At 31.8% G+C, this 24,952-nt stretch carries 28 protein-coding genes and 3 pseudogenes; all 31 read left to right on the forward strand.

What is annotated here, in order from left to right:
* The first annotated feature begins 41 nt into the window (after positions 1–41).
* A complete protein-coding gene (locus ABH09_RS01020; RefSeq protein WP_253714867.1) occupies positions 42–743 on the forward strand; it encodes a hypothetical protein in 702 nt (233 codons plus the stop codon).
* 259 nt (positions 744–1,002) lie between these two features.
* Positions 1,003–1,227, forward strand: a pseudogene (locus ABH09_RS12970) (RHS repeat-associated core domain-containing protein); the annotation flags it as partial.
* Positions 1,228–1,766: 539 nt separating this feature from the next.
* Positions 1,767–2,198 (forward strand): hypothetical protein, encoded by a 432-nt coding sequence (locus ABH09_RS01030; RefSeq protein WP_253714869.1) that lies wholly within the window; start codon positions 1,767–1,769, stop codon positions 2,196–2,198.
* A 679-nt stretch (positions 2,199–2,877) separates the two neighbouring features.
* Positions 2,878–3,057: a hypothetical protein gene (locus ABH09_RS01035; protein ID WP_253714870.1), complete on the forward strand. Its 180-nt coding sequence runs from the start codon at positions 2,878–2,880 to the stop codon at positions 3,055–3,057.
* Between the two features lie 27 nt (positions 3,058–3,084).
* A complete protein-coding gene (locus tag ABH09_RS01040; RefSeq protein WP_253714871.1) occupies positions 3,085–3,414 on the forward strand; it encodes a hypothetical protein in 330 nt (109 codons plus the stop codon).
* Between the two features lie 62 nt (positions 3,415–3,476).
* Positions 3,477–4,268, forward strand: coding sequence for an NADase-type glycan-binding domain-containing protein (locus tag ABH09_RS01045; protein ID WP_253714872.1), 792 nt, complete (start codon positions 3,477–3,479; stop codon positions 4,266–4,268).
* Between the two features lie 78 nt (positions 4,269–4,346).
* The gene (locus ABH09_RS01050; protein WP_253714873.1) at positions 4,347–4,925 is read left to right on the forward strand and encodes a hypothetical protein; all 579 of its coding nucleotides are present in this window, start codon (positions 4,347–4,349) and stop codon (positions 4,923–4,925) included.
* A gap of 58 nt (positions 4,926–4,983) precedes the next feature.
* Entirely contained in the window at positions 4,984–5,436 is a 453-nt protein-coding gene (locus tag ABH09_RS01055) for a hypothetical protein (protein WP_253714874.1), read from the forward strand.
* Positions 5,437–5,688: 252 nt separating this feature from the next.
* Positions 5,689–5,970 (forward strand): annotated as a pseudogene (locus ABH09_RS12975) (hypothetical protein); the annotation flags it as partial.
* 586 nt (positions 5,971–6,556) lie between these two features.
* A complete protein-coding gene (locus ABH09_RS01065) occupies positions 6,557–7,045 on the forward strand; it encodes a hypothetical protein (protein ID WP_253714876.1) in 489 nt (162 codons plus the stop codon).
* Between the two features lie 165 nt (positions 7,046–7,210).
* Positions 7,211–7,828 (forward strand): hypothetical protein, encoded by a 618-nt coding sequence (locus tag ABH09_RS01070; RefSeq protein ID WP_253714877.1) that lies wholly within the window; start codon positions 7,211–7,213, stop codon positions 7,826–7,828.
* A gap of 1,075 nt (positions 7,829–8,903) precedes the next feature.
* A complete protein-coding gene (locus tag ABH09_RS01075; RefSeq protein ID WP_253714878.1) occupies positions 8,904–9,497 on the forward strand; it encodes a hypothetical protein in 594 nt (197 codons plus the stop codon).
* 20 nt (positions 9,498–9,517) lie between these two features.
* Complete coding sequence (locus ABH09_RS01080; RefSeq protein ID WP_253714879.1) at positions 9,518–10,450, forward strand: hypothetical protein; 933 nt, start codon at positions 9,518–9,520, stop codon at positions 10,448–10,450.
* 8 nt (positions 10,451–10,458) lie between these two features.
* Positions 10,459–10,959 (forward strand): hypothetical protein, encoded by a 501-nt coding sequence (locus ABH09_RS01085; protein ID WP_253714880.1) that lies wholly within the window; start codon positions 10,459–10,461, stop codon positions 10,957–10,959.
* 372 nt (positions 10,960–11,331) lie between these two features.
* On the forward strand, positions 11,332–11,613 hold the full coding sequence (locus ABH09_RS01090) for a hypothetical protein (protein WP_253714881.1): 282 nt from the start codon (positions 11,332–11,334) through the stop codon (positions 11,611–11,613).
* A 155-nt stretch (positions 11,614–11,768) separates the two neighbouring features.
* Positions 11,769–11,966 (forward strand): hypothetical protein, encoded by a 198-nt coding sequence (locus ABH09_RS01095; protein WP_253714882.1) that lies wholly within the window; start codon positions 11,769–11,771, stop codon positions 11,964–11,966.
* Entirely contained in the window at positions 11,963–12,544 is a 582-nt protein-coding gene (locus ABH09_RS01100) for a hypothetical protein (RefSeq protein ID WP_253714883.1), read from the forward strand. Before ABH09_RS01095 ends, ABH09_RS01100 begins: the two co-directional genes overlap by 4 nt.
* A gap of 190 nt (positions 12,545–12,734) precedes the next feature.
* The gene (locus ABH09_RS01105) at positions 12,735–13,097 is read left to right on the forward strand and encodes a hypothetical protein (protein ID WP_253714884.1); all 363 of its coding nucleotides are present in this window, start codon (positions 12,735–12,737) and stop codon (positions 13,095–13,097) included.
* Positions 13,098–13,285: 188 nt separating this feature from the next.
* Positions 13,286–14,203, forward strand: a complete 918-nt coding sequence (locus ABH09_RS01110; protein ID WP_253714885.1) for a hypothetical protein — start codon at positions 13,286–13,288, stop codon at positions 14,201–14,203.
* Positions 14,204–14,588: 385 nt separating this feature from the next.
* A complete protein-coding gene (locus ABH09_RS01115; protein WP_253714886.1) occupies positions 14,589–15,041 on the forward strand; it encodes a hypothetical protein in 453 nt (150 codons plus the stop codon).
* Positions 15,042–15,055: 14 nt separating this feature from the next.
* Complete coding sequence (locus ABH09_RS01120; RefSeq protein ID WP_253714887.1) at positions 15,056–15,592, forward strand: hypothetical protein; 537 nt, start codon at positions 15,056–15,058, stop codon at positions 15,590–15,592.
* Positions 15,593–16,584: 992 nt separating this feature from the next.
* On the forward strand, positions 16,585–16,995 hold the full coding sequence (locus ABH09_RS01125; RefSeq protein WP_253714888.1) for a hypothetical protein: 411 nt from the start codon (positions 16,585–16,587) through the stop codon (positions 16,993–16,995).
* A gap of 248 nt (positions 16,996–17,243) precedes the next feature.
* Positions 17,244–17,487 (forward strand): annotated as a pseudogene (locus ABH09_RS12980) (RHS repeat-associated core domain-containing protein); the annotation flags it as partial.
* A gap of 401 nt (positions 17,488–17,888) precedes the next feature.
* Complete coding sequence (locus ABH09_RS01135) at positions 17,889–18,065, forward strand: hypothetical protein (RefSeq protein WP_253714890.1); 177 nt, start codon at positions 17,889–17,891, stop codon at positions 18,063–18,065.
* 202 nt (positions 18,066–18,267) lie between these two features.
* Positions 18,268–18,639 carry a hypothetical protein gene (locus ABH09_RS01140; protein ID WP_253714891.1) on the forward strand — a complete coding sequence of 124 codons (372 nt, stop codon included), beginning with the start codon at positions 18,268–18,270 and terminating at the stop codon, positions 18,637–18,639.
* A gap of 148 nt (positions 18,640–18,787) precedes the next feature.
* The gene (locus tag ABH09_RS01145; RefSeq protein ID WP_253714892.1) at positions 18,788–19,207 is read left to right on the forward strand and encodes a hypothetical protein; all 420 of its coding nucleotides are present in this window, start codon (positions 18,788–18,790) and stop codon (positions 19,205–19,207) included.
* A gap of 180 nt (positions 19,208–19,387) precedes the next feature.
* On the forward strand, positions 19,388–19,648 hold the full coding sequence (locus ABH09_RS01150) for a hypothetical protein (protein ID WP_253714893.1): 261 nt from the start codon (positions 19,388–19,390) through the stop codon (positions 19,646–19,648).
* A 328-nt stretch (positions 19,649–19,976) separates the two neighbouring features.
* Entirely contained in the window at positions 19,977–20,735 is a 759-nt protein-coding gene (locus ABH09_RS01155; protein ID WP_253714894.1) for a hypothetical protein, read from the forward strand.
* Between the two features lie 961 nt (positions 20,736–21,696).
* The gene (locus ABH09_RS01160; RefSeq protein WP_253714895.1) at positions 21,697–22,290 is read left to right on the forward strand and encodes a tetratricopeptide repeat protein; all 594 of its coding nucleotides are present in this window, start codon (positions 21,697–21,699) and stop codon (positions 22,288–22,290) included.
* Positions 22,291–22,319: 29 nt separating this feature from the next.
* Positions 22,320–23,093: a hypothetical protein gene (locus tag ABH09_RS01165; protein ID WP_253714896.1), complete on the forward strand. Its 774-nt coding sequence runs from the start codon at positions 22,320–22,322 to the stop codon at positions 23,091–23,093.
* 321 nt (positions 23,094–23,414) lie between these two features.
* Entirely contained in the window at positions 23,415–24,902 is a 1,488-nt protein-coding gene (locus ABH09_RS01170; RefSeq protein WP_253714897.1) for an SEL1-like repeat protein, read from the forward strand.
* Positions 24,903–24,952: the final 50 nt, after the last annotated feature.

A 24,952-nucleotide genomic window follows, 5' to 3' on the forward strand; every position in this document is an offset into this window, starting at 1 on the left:
ATTGAATTTGTATTATGAAAATGTGACTGGCTCAGAGGTGTTTGAATGATAAAAAAACTTTTTTTACTTTCATATTATTTTATCCGATTTCTGTATATGGTCAGAATTATATGGATTTTTATGATGTACAAGAATGTCCTTATACATTGGTAAGAATTAAGAGAACTGGATGGCTTGAACATAAATACTTGGAAAAAGAAGACTTTACGGAATGTTATATTTCCGAATTTGAAAATTTAGAGGGTATAGAAAGTATAAGGTACTATCCTTGTCAGAATTTTATTGATACTAAAGGGAAAAAACATGGAAAAATTGAGCTTTGTAATCAAGAATTTTATTTTAATGGATGGGATATTTTTCTTGAAAGACAAATTTTTTACTTGATACAGTATAATGAAAAAGCTTATTTGGTATTAGTTGGTGATGTAGCGGCGTATGATGCATATAAGTATTTTATTTTTGACATAACAGATTTAAATAGAATACAGTTTTATGAGTTAGAAAATGAATTTTATAATAAAAAAATTGATTCCACAATATTTGGTATATTTAGAGGCCAATTATGTTTTTTTGCAGCACAACGTGTTTACCAATGGAATGGAGATTATTTTCTGTGTCCTTATATCATTAAAGACGGTGAATTGAGAGAGTTTATTGATAGTGATGGAACAGAATTTCGCGTATATTTCTCATATATTACAAAACCGTATTTTGAATTTAAAATAGTAAGATGTACTTTCTAATTTTTTTATGAAAAATTTACTAGGAAGTATGATGGAAAATATAAATTACTGCTAAAAGGGAGCAGGTATTCATCCACTCTCTTCCCACAGAACGAGTTACGGCCGTATGTGGGAAAACGGTGCCTTTTGAAAAGAAACATGCCGGATGCGAGGGGCGAGAAAAAATTAACCACAGGTGTATCTATGATACGTTGAGGATTAATTTTTTTTGAAGCGACGAAGCAGGCGGCGTGTATATTTCCAAAAGGGGAGATGGATGACAAGCTTATACTATTATGGCGCGCGCTACCTTGACCCGAAGTATAGTAGATGGTTGAGTGGAGACCCTGCACTGGGTGATTACATCCCAAAAGCGCCGGTGGACGACGAGGCAAAGAAACATAACGAGAACTTATCCGGCATGGGTGGGGTATACAACACAGTGCATCTACACCTGTACCACTACGCGGGGAATAATCCGGTGAAGTATGAAGATCCTGATGGAAATTGGTTTGGCCTAGATGATGTATTTACCGGTCCTGTTGATGAATTATTGGTATTAGGAGCTGTTACACTGTCTGGAGCTGTCGCAATATATAACAGCAATACGAATAAGAAGTTTTCAGAAGCTTTAAGTGAAGCTTTTTATGGAAATTTAATTTAAATAAAAACTCAAAGTATTGCATTAACACAAACCAAAAATAATAAAAGTTCTCATGCTATACGAATTCAACTACAAATAGGTTCTGCTACTCCTGCTTCTACGACTAGAGAAAGCAATAATAAATCGGGTGTTGCTAAAAGAGAAGCGTATGAAGCTCTTTCAGAATTATATGCAAAAGCTGTTGTTGTTCAGCTAGGGCTATCTCGATGTAAAGATTTTAGAGCTGCAATAATTAGAATGAGTGAAGCGGTTAAGGATACAAAGGGTACATCATATATCAGGCGGTGGCACAGTTGTGCGTGATGAATTTAAATATTCAGGAAAAAGTTATAGAATTGATTTAGAAAATTTGCGTGGTATAAACCTTGTGGAATAATTTTATGAATGAATTGATAAAGAGATATATTGAATTATTATTTAGTGAAGGCAATAAAAATAAACGGGATATAATAATAAATCTTGGTTTATTAATTGAAAAAAATACTGATAAGGAAAATCCTACAGATTATGTACAACTACTTCCTTCAGATTTATTGGTTGTTAATTTATCCGAAGAAGAAAAAAATTATATATTAGATGAATTAATTTATTTTTTAAGTAAAGGCAGAAATTATTATGATTCTGTCATTTGGGCTATCGGAAAATCTTATGATGAAAAATTTATTGAAAAAGCATTGGAGACTGTAATTCATGAAAAATTATATGTATATAAAGATGTCTTACAGCAAATTAATTTTGTTGTAGATATAATAAAAAGCGAAAAAATAGATGAATTATTATCTACTATTAACCTGATGCTTAAATTTGGTTGAGTGATATTTGCGTTATTATTTGAGGATTGTCGGTTGCAGGTATATCAATTCAAAAGTCGGTATATATGAATGAGTGTAAAAAAATATATTTCTGTATTTTTATGTAATGATGTATAATTTATAATATAAGATTGGATAAATGGATACTGTTTAGAACCACCGCCATCCGTGGTAGTATTGAAAGGAAAAATATTTTTTTAAGGTGAAAACAAAATTTTGTTTTTAGTCACAGCGTAACTATTCTCACCCCCGGACAGCGATTGAAGCGGAAATCCACTTTCAAGCGTTGTACATCCGTGTACAACGCTTGAAGACGAGTTTGACGAAATGTCAAACTCGTTACTGCATAGAACCACGTCCATCTTTAACGATGAAAAGTATGAAGAGGCGATGGGAGAGGAAACAAAGATAACGATTAGTCGGCTGTATGAAGTAGCAGAGGGAGGGAAGCGGATCGGATCGTACTTGGCAGTTTTAAGGGGATACATTGGTGGGCGACCAGCTTTAATCCGAGGGTACAAGGAGTAAAGGCAAGCGACTTAAAAGCCCAGTTTACCGTTAATTTTGGTAACAATAAGCAAATGTATCAAGATTTCAAAGCAGAATGGGAAGAAAATTCCCACTGGAAATTTAATGAGAATCCCAATACAGCGACTTTAAATTTTTAAAAGGAGGAAATATGAGTAAGTCAAAATTCATTGTATTTGTCGTTTTATATATGCTTATTTTTATAAATTGTCAGGGAAAAAAAACTATGCGGTTATTTACAAGCCATGATCAAAAAAAATTAGAAATTGCTGATAAAATAATAACATATTTAGACTTAAAGGATGAAGATGGATTATATTCTTTATTTTAAGAGCAAGTTATAGAAGAAGATGAAGCATTGAAAGATGAAATTTTAGCGTTATTTAGTTCTTATCATGGTTCTGTTGTAAAATATGAGGCGTGGGGCATTGGCGTGAAGAGAAAAATTGAAAAGGGAGATAAGTTATCGCAATACTATTCACGATTCCTAGTATGGATAGGTGAGACTGAATATATGTTACATTATATATATAGTGCCGGCTGTCAAATTTCTCATCTAGCTGATTTCAATGAGGTTACCAGTATATTAAAAGATATTGGTTTTAAGTATGGAGAAGGTAAAGACGCTTGGGTGAAAGGAGACAATATTAAAATAGTAATTAAGGCTCCACCAATAGTTGAGAATTAATCAACACCCCGACAGAGAGCGTCGGGGGATTACTCCCTCTATACAAATAAAAAGGAGACTATATGGAAAAAACAATTCTCAAGATAATTTTTTTGTTATGTATATGTTTTAGGACTTATACATTACCAATGAATGGGGTGAAAATAGCTGAACCGACTTACTATAAGGATATGAATAGTTTTAAAATGATAACTTTTTACGAAAACAATAAAATTAGATTTTCTGATGATGAAAACAACAATTCAGATGATTTTTTATGGAATCATGTATTTGAGTATTCAATCAATACTGATGGTAAATTTTATCAGCTTAAGATAAAAAATGAAAATTATTCAAAATCATTATTGATGTTATTATCTGAAAGGTTCTTAGTTTTGTATGGAGAATCTAATGAACCTCTCTTTTTTGGTGCTTCAAAAATTAATACAGAACTCTTATATTTTCCATCTTATTTTGAAGCTTCTTCGGAACTACATGAAAAAGATATTATATACTCTGGATCAAATTTGAAAACTCTTGATTTAAATAAACCATGGGTTGAAGGTGTGAAAGGATACGGAGAGGGTGAGTCTGTTCGATTTAGCATAAATGCTGAGGAATTAATTATTTTTAATGGATTTGTATCAAAAAACAGATCCTATCTATTTTCTCAGAATAGCAGGCTGAAAACAATAGACTTATATTTTACTTCTTCAGATTTGCATGAACGATATGAATTAAAAGACACACCGAATCCTCAGTCAATAATTTTTGAAAAAATCTTTAATGAAGATATTATATTAACAATTATTGATGTGTATAAGGGTGAAAAATATACCGATACGTGTTTAAATGCAATTATACTAAAATATTAATGTGTACAGTTATGCTAAGTAAATTCTTTCCATCAGGAGCTACACCGGAACAGATGGAAGCGATGCAATGAGCTTCAGATGGAAATTATAATCCCCGTGAACCAGGCGGTGAGTTTAATCAACTTAAAAAAATATGGAGATAGAGGTTTTGAATGTAATACAGAAATTGAATATTGTTTAGTAGAATTTAAGATGTCTAATCAAACATATTATTGTTTATGGTTTTCTGATAACCGTGACGCGTTTTTGATTGATAAAAATGGTAAATTAATTATGTTTTATTGTGAAGCTGAAATGAGAGATTTTTGTAAAATTCATGATTTAGATACTCAAGTAGATGCTGCTATATTGTATGATATTGATACATTTATAGAAAAAATATGTCTGAACGATATAGATTGCAATCTTATTTTACGTTTTTGGAACATTGCATCTGATATGGCATATACATTGAAAGAACCGTTTATAGGTGATGATAATGGTGTGGATTGTATAATCTTAGACGTATATAATAAACTGTTTTACGGAACGAATCCTCCCGCCTTGAAAAAGGACTCTCCTGAGATATATAGTCCTGTATGGGGAGAAAGCGAAATAAATATTATACGGAATATTATGAACGATAGTATTAGAATATTTCGTAAGTTTCTAAAATAAATATGTCATTATTAGGACAATCATCAGGATACAACAAAATGAGAAAAAGAGGGCAAAGATGATCGTAGATACATATACAAAATTTAAAAATGGAGCTAATCATTATGTGTCTATTCCAGAATTTTTATATTTAATGAGTAAATTAAAGTCTAATGGTTTGATACAAAAAAGTATTTCATTTAATCCATTTTATGAACATAAAGATTTTCTGTTGGAGATAGATGAAAGGATGCTTTATATAGAAAGCCGAGATAGTCTGAATGAAATTGATACAAAGGAATTTTATGAGAGTCAAAAGTGTGAAGAAGATTTTTATAATGTTGATATTAAAAAAAGATATTTCCTAATACAAAGAGATGATGTGACAGAATATAAAAAAACTCTTGATAGGATAATTTCATATCTTGATGAGTTAATTCCTTATATACTGCAACGTTTAAAATCTGAATATAATACCAAAGAAGCTGGCTTATTGTTTGGGAATGTATGTTTTGAGATTTATTATGAATAGGAAATAGTCTTCTGGCGATAGAGTTATGTGGATTTTTGATGATTATAAAGGAAGTCACAATCCGCATTTAATACCCTAATAAGAATTTCCATTCTCTTCCCGCAGAACGAGTTACAGCCGTATGTGAGAAAACGGTGCCTTTTGAAAAGAGACATGCCGGATGCGAGAAGCGAGAAAAAATTAACCGCAGGCGTATCTATGATGCGTTGAGGATTAATTTTTTTGAAGCGACGAAGCAGACGGCGTGTATATTTTCAAAAGGAGGAGATGGATGAAGAAACCGTGCTATACTATTACGGCGCGCGCTATTTAGACCCGAAGTATTCGAGGTGGCTGAGTGGAGACCCTGCCTTAAGTGACTACATACCCAAAGCGCCGATAGATGACGAGGCGAAGAAACATAACGAGAACTTATCCGGCATGGGTGGGGTATACAACACAGTGAATCTACACCTGTACCACTACGCGGGCATCGGGCAGCGAAGCGATAGCGAGCTTCAAGCCAATAATCCAGTGAAGTATGAAGATCCTGATAGGAAGGCTTTACATGTGGCAATAGGTGCTTTATTGGGAGCAGCAGTGAGCGTAGCTTCAGTTGCGATTGGAGATTGTTTAACGGGTAATGTAAGTAGTATAGGTACGTATATAGGGGCAGCTGTAGGAGGAGCGATTTCAGGTGCTATTATGGCTGGCACATGCAATGGATATGCCGCAGGTGTAGCAGGTAGTAGTATTGGCGATTTAACTAAACAAATGATAGATAATAAAGGAAATATTACAAAAACAGATGTTAAAGAATTAATTACGGTTACAGTAATTGGGACTGCAACAGGTGTATTAAGTAATAATTCAATACCAGGAATAACTTCAGGAAAAGGATCTATGTTGGCGGTTTCAAAACAAGTTTCTATTAAATTAGCAAATGGCACAATAAAAAATATTAGTATAAAAACATCTGCAAAGATTGCTGTTGCAAGATGTAGCAATTGTGCATTAGTTGAAGGAACAGCTGCGGCAGTACTTTTATCAAAAGGCGTTAATCGAATAAAAGAGTATTTACCAACCGTAGATAAACAGCAAAAGCAATCAAATATGTTATATATAACAAATGGTATAGCAAATGGTGAGTAGAATAAAAAAATTGCTTATTTTATTTAAATCATATTTTTCTGAAAAGGAAGATACCGATTTTTTAAGGATAGACAAAGGAATAGGAGATAAAATTCTATTTTCCCCTGTTTATATTATGTTGATTATTTTACTTTTTTCTAATGCAACATGGTATGAAATGGCATTTTTTTGGATTTTATTTGCAATTATATTGATACCAGAAGTATGCGGTAGATATATACTCGTTTCAGATAAAAAAATAATACAAAGACAAACATATATTCACAGAAAAGAGCTTGCTATATGTGAGATAAAAAAATGCTATGTTCGCTATGGTTTTTATCCAAGGGAAAAAGGTATAGATCGAGGCGGATATGTTGTGTTAAGATTGGAAACCGAAAAAAGTTTTATGAATATAAGTATGTTCTATTACCGCAGGAAAGAATTAATAGCACTTTGTGAGAAAATCGGGTTTCCTAATACGATAAAACGAAAGTGAATATGTTTTTGCCCATCAAAGGAGATCTATTTGCCTACCGCCGTAACTACACGTGGAACGAGAAGAACCTGTTAACAAAATCGAGCGACCGAACCTACACCGTACACTCCGCTACGGCGAGGACGGGCCGCGCGCCTTAAAAGTATACGGAAGAAGGTAACTTAGATGTCAAAAGTAATTAAACGCTCTATATTAGTATTAATTTGTCTTTTTTTAGTTTTTTCTTTATTTGAACAACGCAAATATTATGAGTTTACTTGTAAAAATGATACAAGTATGAAGAATATATTTAATTCAACTCAAATAAATCAGTTATCAAAAAAAGACTCTATTATGAGGGTATCTGTTGGTAATGTAATCTTCTTAAAAACTCAGCATTTGGGTTTTAGGATTTTTGCTAAACAGAATTTTAGGCAAGTACGCATCAATCAACTTGAAATTTTATATGACAATAAACATAGAATTTTAAAAAAGCATAATGTTTATGAACCAGATGATTCTAACAAGAATAGGGTTATTTTCAAAAATTATGAAGTTGATGGCATTAATTATTCAGGAGTTGAAAAATTAATATTCTCTGATTTTAATATAAAAGATTTTTGTTGGGTAAATTTTTATAATATGTTTAAATGGCGACATGGAAAGGTGAATGATAAATTCCCTGTAAAAATTGTCTGCCATTATTCATTAGATGAAGAAAATTACACAGAAGAAATTGACTACATAGTAGAATGCAAAGAAGCATATCCATCTCGGTTATACAAGATTTTTTTAATCATTTAACTCAACAGAGTAAAAATTAAAACTCCGTAGTCTTCAGAAACAACTACGGACTACCTACCGTACAAATTTACCGGCAAGGAGATGAATATGGTTGAGCCTTGGTTTTAGGAACTTGGGATTTGAATGCTCCAAATAGTTTGAGTGATATTGGTGTATGGTGGTCTGCAACAGGGGCATGGAAAATTTATAAGGGGAAAAAATAAAATATGTATTTAGGGTGGATGAAAAAACATTTATTAATAATAACAATATTACAGTTTAGTTTAGTGATATTCGTGTTAGTTTTTAAGCAAGAGTTTCACTATGGAATATATTTAACTTCATTTTTAGGAGGTTTATTTTGGGGCGCATTACAATATATTATTTGCAAGTTAGTTTATAGAAATTCAAAAAGTTTGAAGATAAATTTAATGCTTGTTATGTGGGATATATTTTTCTATTTTTCTGTTGTATTATCACTTCGAAATTCAAATGCGATAATTCAGATTATGGTTATTTTGTTCTTAGTTAGAACAGAATTAACAATCTTTTATAGAAAGTTTAATATAAAAGGGAAATAGGTAGAGGGTAAGGAAAAATAAAAATAACTAAGATTGGGAATTGAGCAATACAAATACGAACTGTGAAATAGAAGTAAATAATTATATGGGTATAAAAGATTACTTTTATCAGTTTAACTATATCCTCATCCCCCGGACAGCGATTGCAGCGGAAATCCACTTTCAAGCGTTGTACGTCCATGTACAACGCTTGAAGACGAGTTTGATAAAATGTCAAACTCGTTACTGCATAGAACCACGTCCATCCGTGGACGATTGTAGAATCGTGCGATTTTGGGGAGCGGCTATCAAATCTGTACATCCTTGTACAGGTTTGATAGTACGTTTTACTGATACCAAAACATGATACTGTTTAGAACCACCGCCATCCATGGCGGTAGTGAAGGGAAAAATATTTTTTAAATTGAAAACAAAATTTTGTTTTTATTTACAGCCTAACTATCCTCACCCCCGGGACAGCGATTGAAGCGGTATGGTGCAGCGGAGCCGACAGGCGTAGCTTCGAAGCAAGCGCGATGCCTTTTGAAAAGAGACATGCCGGATGCGAGGAGCGGGAAACTGATCCGGATGGGAAGGCAGCAACAGAATTTGTTATGGCAGTTATTCAAACGGATCTTTCGATACCTGATCCGTCTGATCTCAATCTGTTGAAATGGGGTGGGTATGTAGCTGCTATTGGATTAACAGCTACTGTTGAGTATTTTACTATAAAAGCTATACAAAGTTCCATATCAAAAGCAAAAGAAGCTAATGGGCAGCGTAATCTTGAGCTTGGATCTATAACAATTCAGATACAACAAGGAACAAGATCGATCCAGGTTGGTTCGACACGGTTTGCTCTTAATGAAAAAGGAGTGACAAAGCGTCAAGCTCAAAAAGCTCTCGATGAACAAGTGAGTATGTTATCAAATAATAGAGAATATGGGCATCTGGTTAAGAGTAAAAAATTTCAAACAGCTGTTAGTGAAATGTCAGAAAACATTAAGACAAAGCATACTGTTGGAGATGGCGATCAAAGATACATGAGAGTCCTATTTGAATATAACGGTAAAACTTATCGAATTGATATTCGTAATAATGGTAATAATCCAAATTTACTACTATATTAACGATATAAAAGGGATTGTTCATGGATAAAAGAATTCATATGTTGTTGGAAGATGCAGAAAATGATTTATCAAAAAAAGAAGTTCTTGGAATTTTAATGCATATTATAGCAGGGACATATCAATTGATGGATCAATCTTTTTATCTGTGTATTCCTGTTGAATATAGAGATATAAGAATTAGACAAGAAGATGAAAAAGAAATTTTGAATAGACTCATAAGCATAATTAATAAAAAAGGAGATAATATGGAATATGCAATGAAATGCATATCGGACATGCAAAATAATAAAGCATATAAATGTGCAGAAGAGTTGTTTTTGCAAGAAGACTGGGGAAAATATCCTGATTTCTTAGGAACGCTTATTTTTTTTCTGGCAATTTCAGATCGAAAATTTAAGAAATATATTCCAAAAATAATCGAATACTATAACACGATTGATAATGTATTTTTTCATGAAACTGTCGGTGCATTATTAGACGCTTTTTGGGCAAGAGGTGCTTATGGGCAAAGAATAAGAGCAAAAATAAAAGGTTTTATGGTAATGCCTATACTAAGATTTATTTCAAAAGTAATAGAGGTTTCTATGTCAAAAGAAGAAGCTTATAAATACCGTAATTGTCAGCTTAACTCTGTAACAATTCAGATACAACAAGGGAGAAAATCAATTCAACTCAGTTCAGTGCGTCTCGCCCTTAATAAAAAAGGAGTTACGAAAGGGCAAGTTCTAGAAGCTTTAACTGAACAAGTTACTATATTATCAATATCCGATGAATATGGAAAAATGGCTACCAGTAAGGAATTCCAAGCAGCTGTTATGGAAATGTCAAAAAATATTCAAACCAAGAATACAATATATGTTGGTGATCAACCTCATATGAATGTATCATTTACGTATAATAAACAGGAGTATAGGATTGTTATATTGAGCATCGGAAAAAACCTAAAAGACTAGGAGAAAGCATGAATAGAAAAATTAAATTGCTTATGAAAAAAGCTAAGAAAGATACCAACGATATTCATTCGTTGGAAATATTGACAGCAATACTTTTCGCGAATTTTGCATTAGTTGATGAATCGTTTCATTATAGTATTCCTGAATATTATAGGAATATCAAAATAAAGAAAGATGATATTGATGATATGCTAACAGAGCTTGTTGTTATCGTTAATCAGAAAGGGGAAAATATGAGACAAGCAATGGAATGTATAACACAAATGAAAGACGATGAAAATAAGGGGTATGCATGTGCAGAAAAATTATTTTTACAAGAGAATTGGAAGCAATACCCTGATTTCTTAGTAACCCTTATTTTTTTTCTTTCAATTTTTGATGAGGAGTTTCAGAAATATATTCTAAGAATAATTGAATACTATAATACGATTGATAATGTATTTTTTCATGAAACAATCGGTTCATTATTAGATTGTAAAGGATACCTACAATCTATAAGTAGAGAATGAAAACTTACAATTATGATGTATACTGTAACAAAAACTTATCTACTCTTCCTCACAGAACGAGTTACAGCCGTATGTGAAAAGCTATATCAAATCTGTACATCCTTGTACAGGTTTGATAACACGTTTTGTTCAGCAAAATGTGCTTCTGCTTAGAACCACCGACGTCCGTGTCGGTACTGAGGGAAAAACACCGCGGGAACAAAGCGGAAGCGGTAAAAAGATTTGAGCAGTATGGTGTAGCGGAGCCGACAGGCGTAGCTTCGAAGCAAGCGCGGTGCCGATACTTGTGTACTTTTACAGAATATTGATGGTACACAAGTATCGGCAGTCCGCCAAAGAAAGATACATATTAAAAGGTTTTTGGGTAAATCCATGAAAGCAGATAACAAATTAAAAGAACAAATTAATGATATACTTTCAGAATGGAATCCTTTAGATGTACCTGCTTTTATAGCTAGTGAGGAATATATGAATTATGTTGACTCAATCATTAATATAGGTCGAAATATAAATGCGTTACGGAGATATTTCATTAGCCTTATTATTGATCGATTGGGGTTAGAATATGACCCATCAAATTTAGAACAAATAAATAGCATAGAGAATGTAATAGAAAAGGTTATGAATACTTTACTGAAAAGCGGTAATGTCTGACGCGATATATCTATCTGTGAAAGATATTGTCCAACGGCTGAATAATAGCGGAGGTAGAATTGAAATATATGTTCAGAAATTGGATGGCTAAAAGAATAAAGTATGTATGTTGGCGTTGGGGTACGTCTACAAGTCACTTGGAAAAAGGAGAAATAATGAGTTCTGAAATAAAACTAAATTTGGTGGCATGTTTATGTATTTTCGTTGCAATTATCTTTGTAATTATGCTTGTTTTATTTGATAAAAAAATTGGAGGAAACGTTTTAAATACAAAAAGTTATAAAACAGAAACTTTTTTTATTGCAGATAAGAATTACGGAAAATGTATTAAGGAGATAATTAGAATATCATGAAAGGCTTAATCATTAAATATATATGTATCATTCTATGGTGTTGGGTTACAGTGTCGATTCCTTGTTTCTCCGAAGAAACTTTTGAAAGGCAGCTGGAAAAAAACATTGAAAGGATAGGTATCGAAAATTATTATCTATTGGAAACTATATATAGAGAACGCCACGGTTCTGTACCCTTCATTGCTGTCTATTGTGATGGTGGATTTTATTCATTGTATGACACAGGATTGGAATGTGAAAAGATAGGAAATAAACGATATTTTTTTGATTATAAGGTTAATGATAGTATCAAGAAACTTTCGACGGAGATAGCTGATAAAAATATGCCTCTCAATGATTTTATCAACACCTATTTAGCGAAAAATGAACATGATGAAAGCTATAGGATATCTGATTTTGGCTATAGTCCATTTTTATCGTCAGAAATGATGGAAGCTATCTTGTTTGCCGCGCAGTATAGTTATGATTTTTTAATTTTAGCTGAGAACGGTTATGAACATGTGATAAAATTATATTTGCCGGATTCGTATGAATATGCTTTAAAATATTATGAGAAGATATACGGATTGAAAAAATAAAAGTAAAAACTTGCAAGTTTAAACGGCAATACCGCTTAACAATTGGCATGGATGGCGTAGTTTTATAGGCAAGCATTGAAAAAGTTAGAAGCGCTGTCAATTATTCATATTTGTGTGTTTTCGCATTGTATTAAGAGTACAAAAAAGTTATAAATATAAGCGGGTTTAATCCGGAACTTTAGAGGTTGGCATGGAAAAATATTTTTTATCTTCAGATGAAAATAAACAATTAGAATATGTAAGAGAATGTGAGTATATACGATATGTAAAATTTTCAACAGGGAAATTAGCAGTGATTGCAAAAATTAGTGAGCCTGTGCAATGGAAAGATAAAAAAGGTTTCCATGGATCTGATTATGTTGTTATTACATCACGACATGAAGGTTATGATATAAAGAACATAACATACTTTCCAACTTTTGTGTATGTAACTGTCTTAAAAAATAAAGATTATGATTTGATTGAGGAAATAGTAGCGGATGATTTAATTACAATTGGAATAGGAGAATTATATGAAACTTATGATAGAGCAAAAAATCATATATTTGATTAATTTTTTTATATACTAATTTAAAAATAGGATCCTGTTGGGAAGATGCAAGAAAAGATGTACTGAAGTAATGAGATTTTTGAGGAAAGTAAAGTTTACGTTATCAGAGGAAAAGTTAAAGGCTTGTGAATTGTCAGCTGGGTCAATACTGCCTGATTCTTATTCTGATGGACATAGAAGAAGATTCGCAAATGAAGAATATAAACCGATTGATTAAGGGAAGTATTTTTTTTCTGCTCTTTTTTACACAAACGCTTTATGCCGACATATCTTTTGATAAAGATAATGCTATGTATTATGAGAGCCTGAAAAACAACTATCGAATAGAGGAGTTATATATACAAAATAATACGTATTATGTGAAAGTTAAAGATAAGTGGTTAGTCTTTTACGAAGGTAGGTTGATAGGTGAATTTAATTATACAAGCCTCGTTGTAACAAAGAACGGTCTATTGGGAAAAAATAATACGTATACATTATTATCGAATGATTTAAAAGTATTACAAGATAATTTACTGTGGGCAAGTATAAACGATAACGGGATTATAATAAAAGAGAAGAATAAAGAGTTGTTGGCGATATCTCCTGATGGTTCAAAAAAGACTTTAAAGGGGTATGATTATGCAGAAATGTGTTCTAATGGGTTCTATATTGCATGGAATGTTACAAGATTAATACCGCGATGGTTTTTATTAAATACTAAAGGTAAAATGATTGCATCAACTGATGAAAACATAATAGAATTTGATGGAAAATTTTTTATTAAGAAGGATAATAAAATTATAGTTATAGAAAACTATAAAAAGAAAGTTCTTGATGAAAAATATAGTGATTTTATGGATGGGAGAGAATATATATTTTTATTTAATAACGGTACAAAAAGATGGGAGGTACATGATAGTAACCTTAATTATGTGCTTGAAATAGATTTACCAAATGTTTCAACTAGTATGGTTTGTCATAATATTTTTTTAATATATGATAGGCAAGCAGAGATATTGATAATGTATAAAATTGATACGCACACATCGATGATAATCGATGACTATCGAATCGGAGAAGACTATTTATTTATAAAATACGAGAATGCTTGGAAGAGAATTTACTAATTCGATAAAATTATGATTTAGAAGATGTTCTTGACTATGAAAACAAAAATTTGCTTTTATTCACAGCTAAATTCTCCTCTTCCTCGGACAGCGATTGAAGCGGATATCCTCTATACAAGCGTTGTACGCCCTGAGTACAACGCTTGAACACAAGTTTGACGAAATGTCAAACTCGTTGCTGCTTAGAACCACCGACGTCCGTGGCGGTTCTGATACGGTGAGGATTTTCAGAAGCAACGTTTTGGCCAAAGCCAAAACTTGCAAGTTTAAGCGGCAATGCCGCTTAAACATTGGCATGGATGCTGCTGGTTTAAACAGAAGCGATGTTTCGGCTTCGACCGAAACTCGTCGTCAAAAGCGTACAAGATGGGAGTGATTATAGTATATGCAGCGATATAATGTAACTATTGAACGAAATAGAACTTTGAACGGTTGTTCTAACAAACTCATAACTATTGCAAGAAAAAATAATGTTAATTTAGATGATTTTTTTCAAAATTATAAAGGAATAGAAGGTTTTACTGCGAGTATGAAAACTATGTATTCTGTATCGCTTTGTATAGATCAAGTGCGTGAAGTATCAATAAATTGCTATGGGTTTGACATAGGTATTTTTGATATAGATTGCTATTCATTTTCTTCAATATACAATGAAATAATTTTTTCATCTCACAATTATTTTTCAGCATATAAAAATCGACTGAATAGTTCTTTCCTTTTTTCAACATATTCTGATGCTTTTGATTTTTTACAGTATCATAAAAAAATAGATGATTGTATGTATGATGTTGAACATACTGAGTTGCTGAGTATTTATAGGGTGCTAAGACCGAATTAGAAAGAATAACTAAGATGAAGAAAAATAGAATTATACTTTATTGTGCTTTACTGATTTTGTTTTTAATTATTTTTACCTCCTTTTTTATCATTCCAATATTCTTTGATTGGTTGACTGATAAAGATACTAGGGAGCTAACCTTTGAAGAAGATGTAAAGGTTTCTAAAGTAATTGAAGATTTTTATTCTGATTGTTTTAAATTAGACTATGCTAAGATTAAGAAATTTTTTTTTAAGGGAAAGGTCAATATAGAAATAATAGATGGATATAATTTATTAACAGATTATGAAGATGATCGTTTTGGAACTATAGAGACTGAAAGTGATTTAAACAGAATTGGAATTGCCTATAATCAGTATGTAGGGGGTTTGATAAAAAAACAGATTGTTTTAAAGGAATTCGTAAAGCAGCCTTATGATTATCCAGTCGGAAATGTTTATTATATAAGTATAGATGTACAATATGAAAATGCAAAAACGCATCAGTATTTCTTTATAATAAATGGACATAAACAGTTTGAAATTTATGAGTATAAAATAGAAATTCTATGAAAATAAGGAAAATCTACACGATTATGACACTAATAGATTGTTTAGAAATTAAATTAGAATGAGTGAAGCGATTAAAGCTACAAGGGGTACATCATACTTGGTTTATTAATTGAAAAAAAATATGGAGTAGGTAATTTAGGCACTGCACTACTATTGACTATTCCAATTTAAATTTTGCTAGGAATAAAAATGGATCTAAACTTTTTATCTATGCTAATGTTTATCTATTTTGTTGTTTCTATAATCATATTCATAACTCCAATACATAGGATGTTGAAACATTCATATTCAGAAATGCTGGAGTATTTATATTCAAAGAATATGATAGAGGAGATAAAAATAATTGAAGATTATATATATGGCATATCAAGTTTTTCTCAACGTAAAGAATTAAGTAATTTTTATGAGAAAATAACACAAGATGAATATTTGAACAACTTAAAACAGAAGTATTTAAATAACCGAAAATTAATTATGAAAAAGTTTATTAAATATATTATATTTGTATTTATGAGTATAATAATGTTTGTTATTATTTTATTTTTACTAGAGTTTATATAAAGCTGTATAGAATTAAGGATTGTTTAGAAGTTCATATAAAGGTTTATGTTTGATATAAAATAATGATTCTATGAATGATGATAAAAAATATTTAAAATATGGTGAATAGATGAATTGAATATGCTTCTAGTGCAAATAGAATAGGGATACTCTCTTCTTCATAGAACGAGTTACGGCCGTATGTGAGGAATAAACAGAAATAGGGAAGGTAGTCCTTCGGACAGCGATTGAAGCGGCATCAGACCGCGAAGCGATAGCGAGCTTCAAGCCAATAATCCGGTGAAGTATACCGACCCGGATGGAAGAAGATTTTTGATGTCCATTGGTGGAGAAGAAACTGGGATAATTTAATAAGTTTAAGTGTTAATGCTGCAGAATTTGTAACAGGTGTCAGAGCTTTTTACGGCGCAGCGATGACTATTCATGGTTGATTGAATATCGCTTTATCTATTTGTAAAATTACTTATACAACAATCATGGCTGATATGTATGGTGATGATTATGCTGATGGGATAGATTCAAGATTGCCAGATACAGCATTAGGTTTTGTTGGATATATGATGGGATCTTTTGCTGATACTATGGTTAGTTATACGGATTCTGCTTTACCGGAAAAAGAGGGGGCTTTATTTGATCTTTTCGACACAGGATGTAGAATAGCTCTATCATTTTGTGCTGGAAAGTTCAATAAAGCTGTCGATTCGTTTGTAAAAGAAGTTGGAAGCATCATTCCTAATGATAAATTAGTACAACTTCAAAAATATTTAGAAAGGGCTGAAAAATTTACTGCTGTAAATTTTATTAAAGGTATTATCGAAAATATAAAACAGATAGGTGAGTAAATATGCTTTTTATTATCAGAAGTTTAATCTATCTTTTTGCATCGGTTATGTGTGTTGTAGGGATATTCTTTACTTATCAAGATGCGGATAATGAATATTTTAAAATTTTTAAGCTTCTTGTGCTTATATTGGCTGTTATAGTATTTATTGTTTTTTCGCTTCAGGATTTCATAGATTTTATAAAGATTGTGAGGAGGAAGTAATTTTTTTTTGAAGCGACGAATCAGACGGCGTGTATATTTTCAAAAGAGGAGGAGACGGGCGTTAAACACTACGGCGCGCGCTACCTTGACCCGAAGTATAGTAGGGGGCTGTCGGGGCGACCCGGCGCTGGGCGATTATATACCGACTAGAGGTGCAGATGCATCAAAGCTTGCAGGACTGGGTGGGGTATATAATACTGTCAATTTACATCTTTATCATTATTCTGGAAATAATCCTGTGAAGTATATAGATCCAGATGGAAAGGTCGTTTTTGTATCTGCCACTATCGTATGGGGAGTCAATACTATATTACTTAGTTACGGAATAGGTGCTTCTCGAAAAGATGAATATGGTTTTGCTTTAAGGCATCCAATAATATCAGCAGATAGATGTAAATGGGTATCAACTTTGAGAAAGATAATGAAAAAGCAGTTTATTCTTTTATTAATTTTAATAGCTCTATTTCTTATCGTTTGTTTTTTGTTTTTTTTACTTGCCTACGACCAGCAAATCAAAAACTACATACCATACGGATCGGGAAAGAAAAAAAACTTACAGATATTTATAGATATAAGTGTTAAAAAATTGTTTTTATTGAAGGTAAAAATAAAAAAGATAAAATTAAGGTGTTTTGTGATTCTGTTGAAATAAAAGAATGGTGCGAAAATCATGATGTTTTAATGCTGTTTATGGATAAAGATAGACATGCGATAGCATATCCACTTTATACTTATTTTGATGATTTGGAGAGAGAACCTTTTTATGATGCTATTTGGTTTGAAGTTCCATTTGAAAAGGAGCTCCCTGAAGATTATGTATTTGTTAAAAGATTAACGAAAAATTCGTTTAGAATTAAAGTGAAATAATATATCGTTGAACCGATTGTCGAATCTGTTCGTAGGAATAGGTCGGTAAGAGGGAACAGAAAAGAGTGTGAGGAATATGTATTAAAGCTTCCGTACTTGTACAATCAAATAATGATATGGTAGCTTAATACATCTAAATAAATACTTTTTGTGTTGAAAAAATATTCTGTGTAGTCATTGATATTAACTAAGGGGGATGAATATGATTATGGTGGTTTTTCCTGTTTGTGCAGTTACATTCTGGTTCTTTGTAAAAGCTTTTAAAAAATTTGATTCCGAATTTGCTAAAGAACGAAAAAAATTTGTCGAATATCTGGATACAATAAATGATATTGAGACTTTAAAACGAATCGGGGAAATAAATATGTTTGGAGTTCGTGAAAAATGGTATCCAAGGTATACGGATCTAATTCCTTATCTTGAATATAAAATTCAACAAACAAACGATGATAATTTTAAAACTTACCTAATTGAATATAAGAAATTTATAAAACATTTTTTGTGTACTATGCCATTTATTGTTCTGTCAGTAATGATTCCTATATTATGTATTATTTCTTTTTTCCGTAATTAAACGTATAAAATCTTTCTGTTTTGAAAGGTGCCAAGTCAGCACCTGTAAAAGGAGTAGCGGAAAATGTCACACGTATAAAAAATAGAAAACATATTGGCATTGATGTTGATAGAAACATTATTTCATTTTGAGCAATGGAGTAGTAAAAATGGCATTAGTTCATAATTTTTTTGTTATTCCGTCTTTACATGATGTTACTAATAAAATTAATAATCAATTGGATTTAAAATGTATGTCAAAACGATATAAGCATATCTCAATTCATGATGATATAATTATTTTTATTTTTAAAACTTTGAAATGGTTTAAATCAGAAAATAACACTAAAACGAAGACAACAAAAGGCCTTTTTTATTATGGCATTAGTTTAATTGAATCTGATAATTTGAATACTTTTCTTCGCATAGTTGTCTTATGGAAAGAATTATTTAAATTAGCCCCTGAGACGGATGTAATACCGGAATCTAGTTATAGTAAAAAAGAAATTATATCACAAATTGATAATTTAATTAGGCTATTAGAATATGCAACTAAAAATAATAAAATTATTTTACATTTGGGAATTTGAAATATTTAGTGTATTAGTTCTGTGCAAAGAAAAACTAAGTTTTTCATGTGTTTAGAGGAAAGATCGTCTATGGACGATAAAAAAATGCTTGGTTTGCTAGTGATGTACAACTAAATTGGCAAGTAGAGCTACAAAAATTGGTAAAGTAGTTGCTGCTATACCGCAGTAAAGGAGTGTTAAATGAATTTTAATTTGGGTGTGTGTAGAATTATTGAACAAATTATTGAATGCAGTATCGGAGATATTGATTTATATAGTTTTTTAGAGAATATATGGGGTATATATATACTTATAAAAGATAAAGGAAATTTAGATTTTCAACATATTTTTCATGAGAGTTGGGGTTATATTGATGAAATTATAGGATTAAATATTGAAGATAAAAATATTTATACAACAATTTTACCAAAGTTTAAACAAAATATGATTAAATTTTTATAATATCGCTATATGCGAATCAGAGAAACGAAGTAAAGGCTACACAAGATGCTTCATTATTGATGGAAATAAATGGTATAACACTTCGCGATGTACCGTTGTATGTAGCTGGATGTCAGCCGTGTGAAGCACGGACTCTCATTTGAGCAGATTCTGCCGGCTTTCGATGCCCCATACTTTCTGGAGAAGAAACTGGGCTGACTAGGCAAAATCGGTTATGCCCAATTTTTTGTTTTAAATGCAGTATTTATAAGGTTTGCAGAAAACATCAGCCCAGGGAGCACGAGCTTCTTGAGATGGTTGATGATTTCTATCTTGAGGAGAAATAAATATGAGAAATATAGCGATGCTTCCTTTTATGCTTGTTTTTCTGATTGTAGGCTGTCATAAGACTTCAACTGCTATTGAAAGGGAACTCTATAAATTGAGTTATGGTCGATATGAGATTGCAGGAGGAGGAATGGTTGATAGATACTATACGGATTATAAAGGCAATACAATAACAATGCCATTGCTTCCCTGTGGATTGTTCTTATATTTTTCTGATAATGAAGAACTACCGATCTTAGACTACCAGAAAAGAATTGAAGATGTGGGCTTTTATCCGATGCATAATGTACAAAAAGTAATGATTTATCAAAAAGGATTGGTTGTTTTAAATGACGCCGATAAAATATATGAAATCAGCTTAATGAATCCTTGGGACTATACCGAAAAGGAGAATATTTCAGATTCAGATAAGGAACATAGTATCAAGGAGTATCACTTTATAAATAACGGAAAAAAATATAAAAATATTTATGCACATACATTTGGCCTACAGGATAATGATAAGAATAAGAAATATAAAGTTTCATACTCTACTCCTATTATTAATGGGATAACAAAAATTGGACTTTGTAGCCATAGATATTTAGTAGGCGAAACGATCTATTCATTTTTTGCCTTTGATATAAAGAATCAAGAAATTACATATTTTTTTGATGAAGAAGAGTATAAGGATTTTTGCTATAAGAATATTTATTCTACCGGTTTTGAAATGCTTATTTCTTTGTATTGTTATAAGAACGGAAAAAGTATAATAAAATGAAAAAGATAGGAATACTTTATGTTATTTTTCTATGTTTTCAATATACGCACAGAGTAAAGATATCAATTTGTTAAAAGATATTTCCAATTCTGTTCCTAAAAATTGCTTTTGAATTGTGTCCTGAAATATTGCGAAGGTGCAAGACTTTAAATATTACTCTTGGAATTGAAATTTATAATGATTTAAAAAGTTGATTCTGATACCATGTTTTGGATGGAAAAATGTGCTTATATTTAGAATCAACAACTACATATCAGTACTAAGAGTGGGGAAAAGGTTGAGCCATAAATGACCAGATATATTAGATGTTTTGATAAATACTCAGACAGCTATATAGAAGAGTATAAGCTTCCTATAAATTTGAACTTGAATGATTTGATAAATCATTTGGGGGGTAGAGCAAGCAATGATCCAATGTTATATTACTGCTATAAGATTTACGAGAATGAAAAGGATTTTTATGAAAAGAATTTTCATATAATTTTGAATTTTGTAAAATATGATTATTTTTTAGAGTGTGATGCCTAGCAGCTATAAAAACTTACTGAAGTAATGGAATTTTCACGAAAAGTAAAGTTTACATTAGATGGGAAAATATATTTTAAAAGAATAAATAATAAAAAGCTTTCTTCTCTTCCCGCAGAACGAGTTACGTCCGTATGTGAGGGATAAACAGAAATAGGGGGTAGGGCACTGACACCCCCCAGACAGCGATTGAAAACGTATGGGATTCATGGTTATCCAGTGTATCCTGAACAATATTTAAAATGATATCCTGAGTAATTTAAAAGTCAAGGAACATAGAGAACAAGAGAGAAATAAATCAAAAGAAGAAAAACATGGGACTTCTGATTGGGAAGACCCTGAATCAGAGGATTATGTAGAGTGGCAAAAAAAACAGGAAGAAGAGGACATGAGGCAAAACCTAAAGGAGCTCCTGATAGGAGAAAAAGAGAAATAGATGAAGACTATGCTCAATAATAAAATACTAGAAGGCTGTAATGAAGAACAAAAAGAATTGATGCGCAAAGTCTGTTTTGAAGATGATCAAAATCATACAGAAGAAACGATTTTCCTTTTAAGGATGATAATTGACATACAGCCAACTGTTCCTTATGCGTTTGCATTACTTGGATCAATATATCTTGATCAAGCTCAATTGCTTGATGCAACATATCATTACGACAAAAGAAGACGAAAATATATCGTTGCACGTCGTAAGCTTTATCGTGATGCTATTGCTCATTTTGAGAAAGCTATTGCATTAAAGCCAGATTCGCCGGGTACTATTTTATTATTAGCACGTGCGTGCGAACAGTGTTCGTTTTTAAAACGGGCGGTGAGATATTATGATTTGTATTTAACGTTTAAGCCTCATAGAGCAGAAATATACTATGCTAAAGGAATGATCTATGAATATCAGCAAGATTATCCAACAGCACTTACGTTGTACGAAAAGGCCTTATCATTCGAACCCGATAATGAAATGTATAAAGACCGTATAATGAAGTTACAAAAAAGAAATAATCATACTACAAAGACATCTAAGAAATGATAAAGATTTCCCGTAATATAGGTGAGGTTATGCTTAAAGTCGATATTGCAATTGTAGTAAGACATCCGATACTGCCTACGCGTGAGATAACGCCTATTTTTGACATTAAAGCAACTGCTGAGCATTCTGCTAATACGCCGCGAATTTCACCCTCCGGTAAAGAATATTGCAATTTCAGAGAATCTTATGTTCGCTATGATGTTGTTCCTGAAATACTAAAGGGGAGTAACCATGATAGTATCATTCATGATTTGAATACCTATTTTAAATCGAAAATAAAAGATAGACAAAAGCTTGAATTATTTTTGCAAAGTGGTGGGAGTGTAACCTATGAAGTTTATCTGAATGAACTACATGATGAAAATATATTTGAATTGTCTCCACGGATTCTAGGTGAATGTGCTGATTTGGGTATACCATTATGTCTGACTATATTGATGGCGAGTGAAAATATAGTCTCTGACAATACAGATTATAAGATTCTAGATTTTGTAACTGTTTCCGTTGAACAGCCAATATCATCCTTTGTGGATAATGCTCATACGCATAACTTTAATAATGGAATAGTTTATTATCCACACAAGATACCTTTAAATGGAGATACTTATTTAGAGAATGAAATTGATAGAGCTATTACTGTTTATAAAAAACAAGCTGTTGATATGTATTTATCGATAAAAGAAAAAGCACGGTGTAAAATAATATTATGTCTAAAAACTTATTATCATTATGCTTTTGAACTTTCTTCCGAAATATGTAAGATGTGTGCTGAGTTGAATATTGGAATTATGGTATATTTTTAATCAACTTATTGAAAAGAGCTTGTTAACCAGTGTACATTCTTGTCCGTTGTGAAACTACAAGGAGACAGGTAAAAAGCACCGCAGGCATATCTTTGATACGTTGAGGATTAATTTTTTTGAAGCGATGAGGCAGACGGGCCTTCAAAGAAGATAAAGCTACCGACCGGAGGAAGCTATAAGCTTGAGCACCGAGGAGAAGGGAACACAAGGGCGTTGCCGTAGAGTAAGTATGTGTTAAGTAGCGTCACAATGAACTTAGGGTTACAGACGAAAGTCGGGGACGGGCAAGGTAATCGAAAGCGAATACTATGAGGTAAAATAGTGAAAAAATATTATCTTATCATATTCTTTTTTGGGGTAAGTATTTTTCTTATTACTGGTCAAGAAATTATAAAACCAGAAGATGCAGAAACAATTGCACGAGCGAAAGATTTTTATCTTAGTGGTAAAGATTTATCTGAATTAACAAAAACAGGATTAGCTGGGGATATATACGATGGAATATGCGTATTTAATTATTATGCATATTCAGCATTTGATATCAATAAAAAAAATGAATGGATTGAGTTTTTAGCGGAAGAAGATTTTGCATTTTTTGAGTGGGAACTTTCACGTAAGCTAATAAATTCTGAAGAAGACAATGATAGTAAAATAAGAGCTTTATATTGGATTTTTTCTGCTGAAAAAGACGGAGAAAATAATGCAAAAATTTTTATTAAAAAAGAAAAGTTAGAAATTGAAAGTCCTTATCCTCAGTTGGGAAAAGATATTTACAAAAAAGAAAATAATAAAGTTCTAGATTATGAAATAGAAGTTTTAACCGATTATGCCTTGCGAGGAGGAAAACAAGAAGCTTATTTTTTGTATGAATATTATAAAAAATATAAGCAAGATGAAGCAAAAGTTATTTATTGGCTTAGAATAGGAGCTCAAAACAATAGTGCAAAGTGTCAGTACGAGTATAGTAAGTATTTGTTATCTCAAGACGATGAATACAATAAAATACGTGGAAGATTTTGGATAAGGAAAGCTGCTAAAAATGGACACGAAGATGCAAAACAATTAGCAAAAGAATTGGGAGAAAGTGAATATTGTATTACTCTCATTTCTCAAGAGAAAACTTTTAATTTATCAGCTGCGGAGTTAAGTGAATTAACAAAAAAAGCTTTAACAGGGGATATTAGTTCGGGGACTCGAATATGGGAGTATTATTCTTTCTCTTTTTTTGATTATGATTTAATTGATAAATGGGAGAGCATTTTAGTTGAAAATAGTAATGATAACGTTTATACATGGAATCTTGCATATACATTGTTATTTTTTTTCAAAACGAAACACGATTTTTTAAAAATCGAGCATAATACTATTAGAGGTGGATATTGGTGTATAATCTCGGCTGAAAATGGTAACAAAAGTGCTGGAGAAGAAGTCAAAGATAGAAATTTATCACCTAAAAGTCCATATCCTCTTTTAGATACAGCTTTTTACAAAGAAGCAAACGATAAGATATCCGATTATGAAATAGAAGTTTTAACCGATTATGCCTTGCGAGGAGGAAAGAAAGAAGCCTATAAACTTTATGAGTATTATTGGGATTATAAACATGACAAGCAAGAGGCAGTTTATTGGTTACGGATAGGGGCACAAAATAAAAATGAACAGTGTCAGTATGAATACGGGAAATATCTCCTTGCCGAAGGTAATGAGAATGACAAGATAAGGGGGCTTTTTTGGATAAAAAAAACGGCTAAAAACGGATACGAAGAAGCAGAAAAAATAGTGGGAAAGTTAAAAGAAAATGAAGAGTAATTGTTTTTATTCGCAGCGTAACTATTCTCTCTCCCGGACAGCGATTGAAG

The sequence above is a fragment of the Treponema sp. OMZ 803 genome (assembly GCF_024181165.1).
GTDB lineage: Bacteria > Spirochaetota > Spirochaetia > Treponematales > Treponemataceae > Treponema.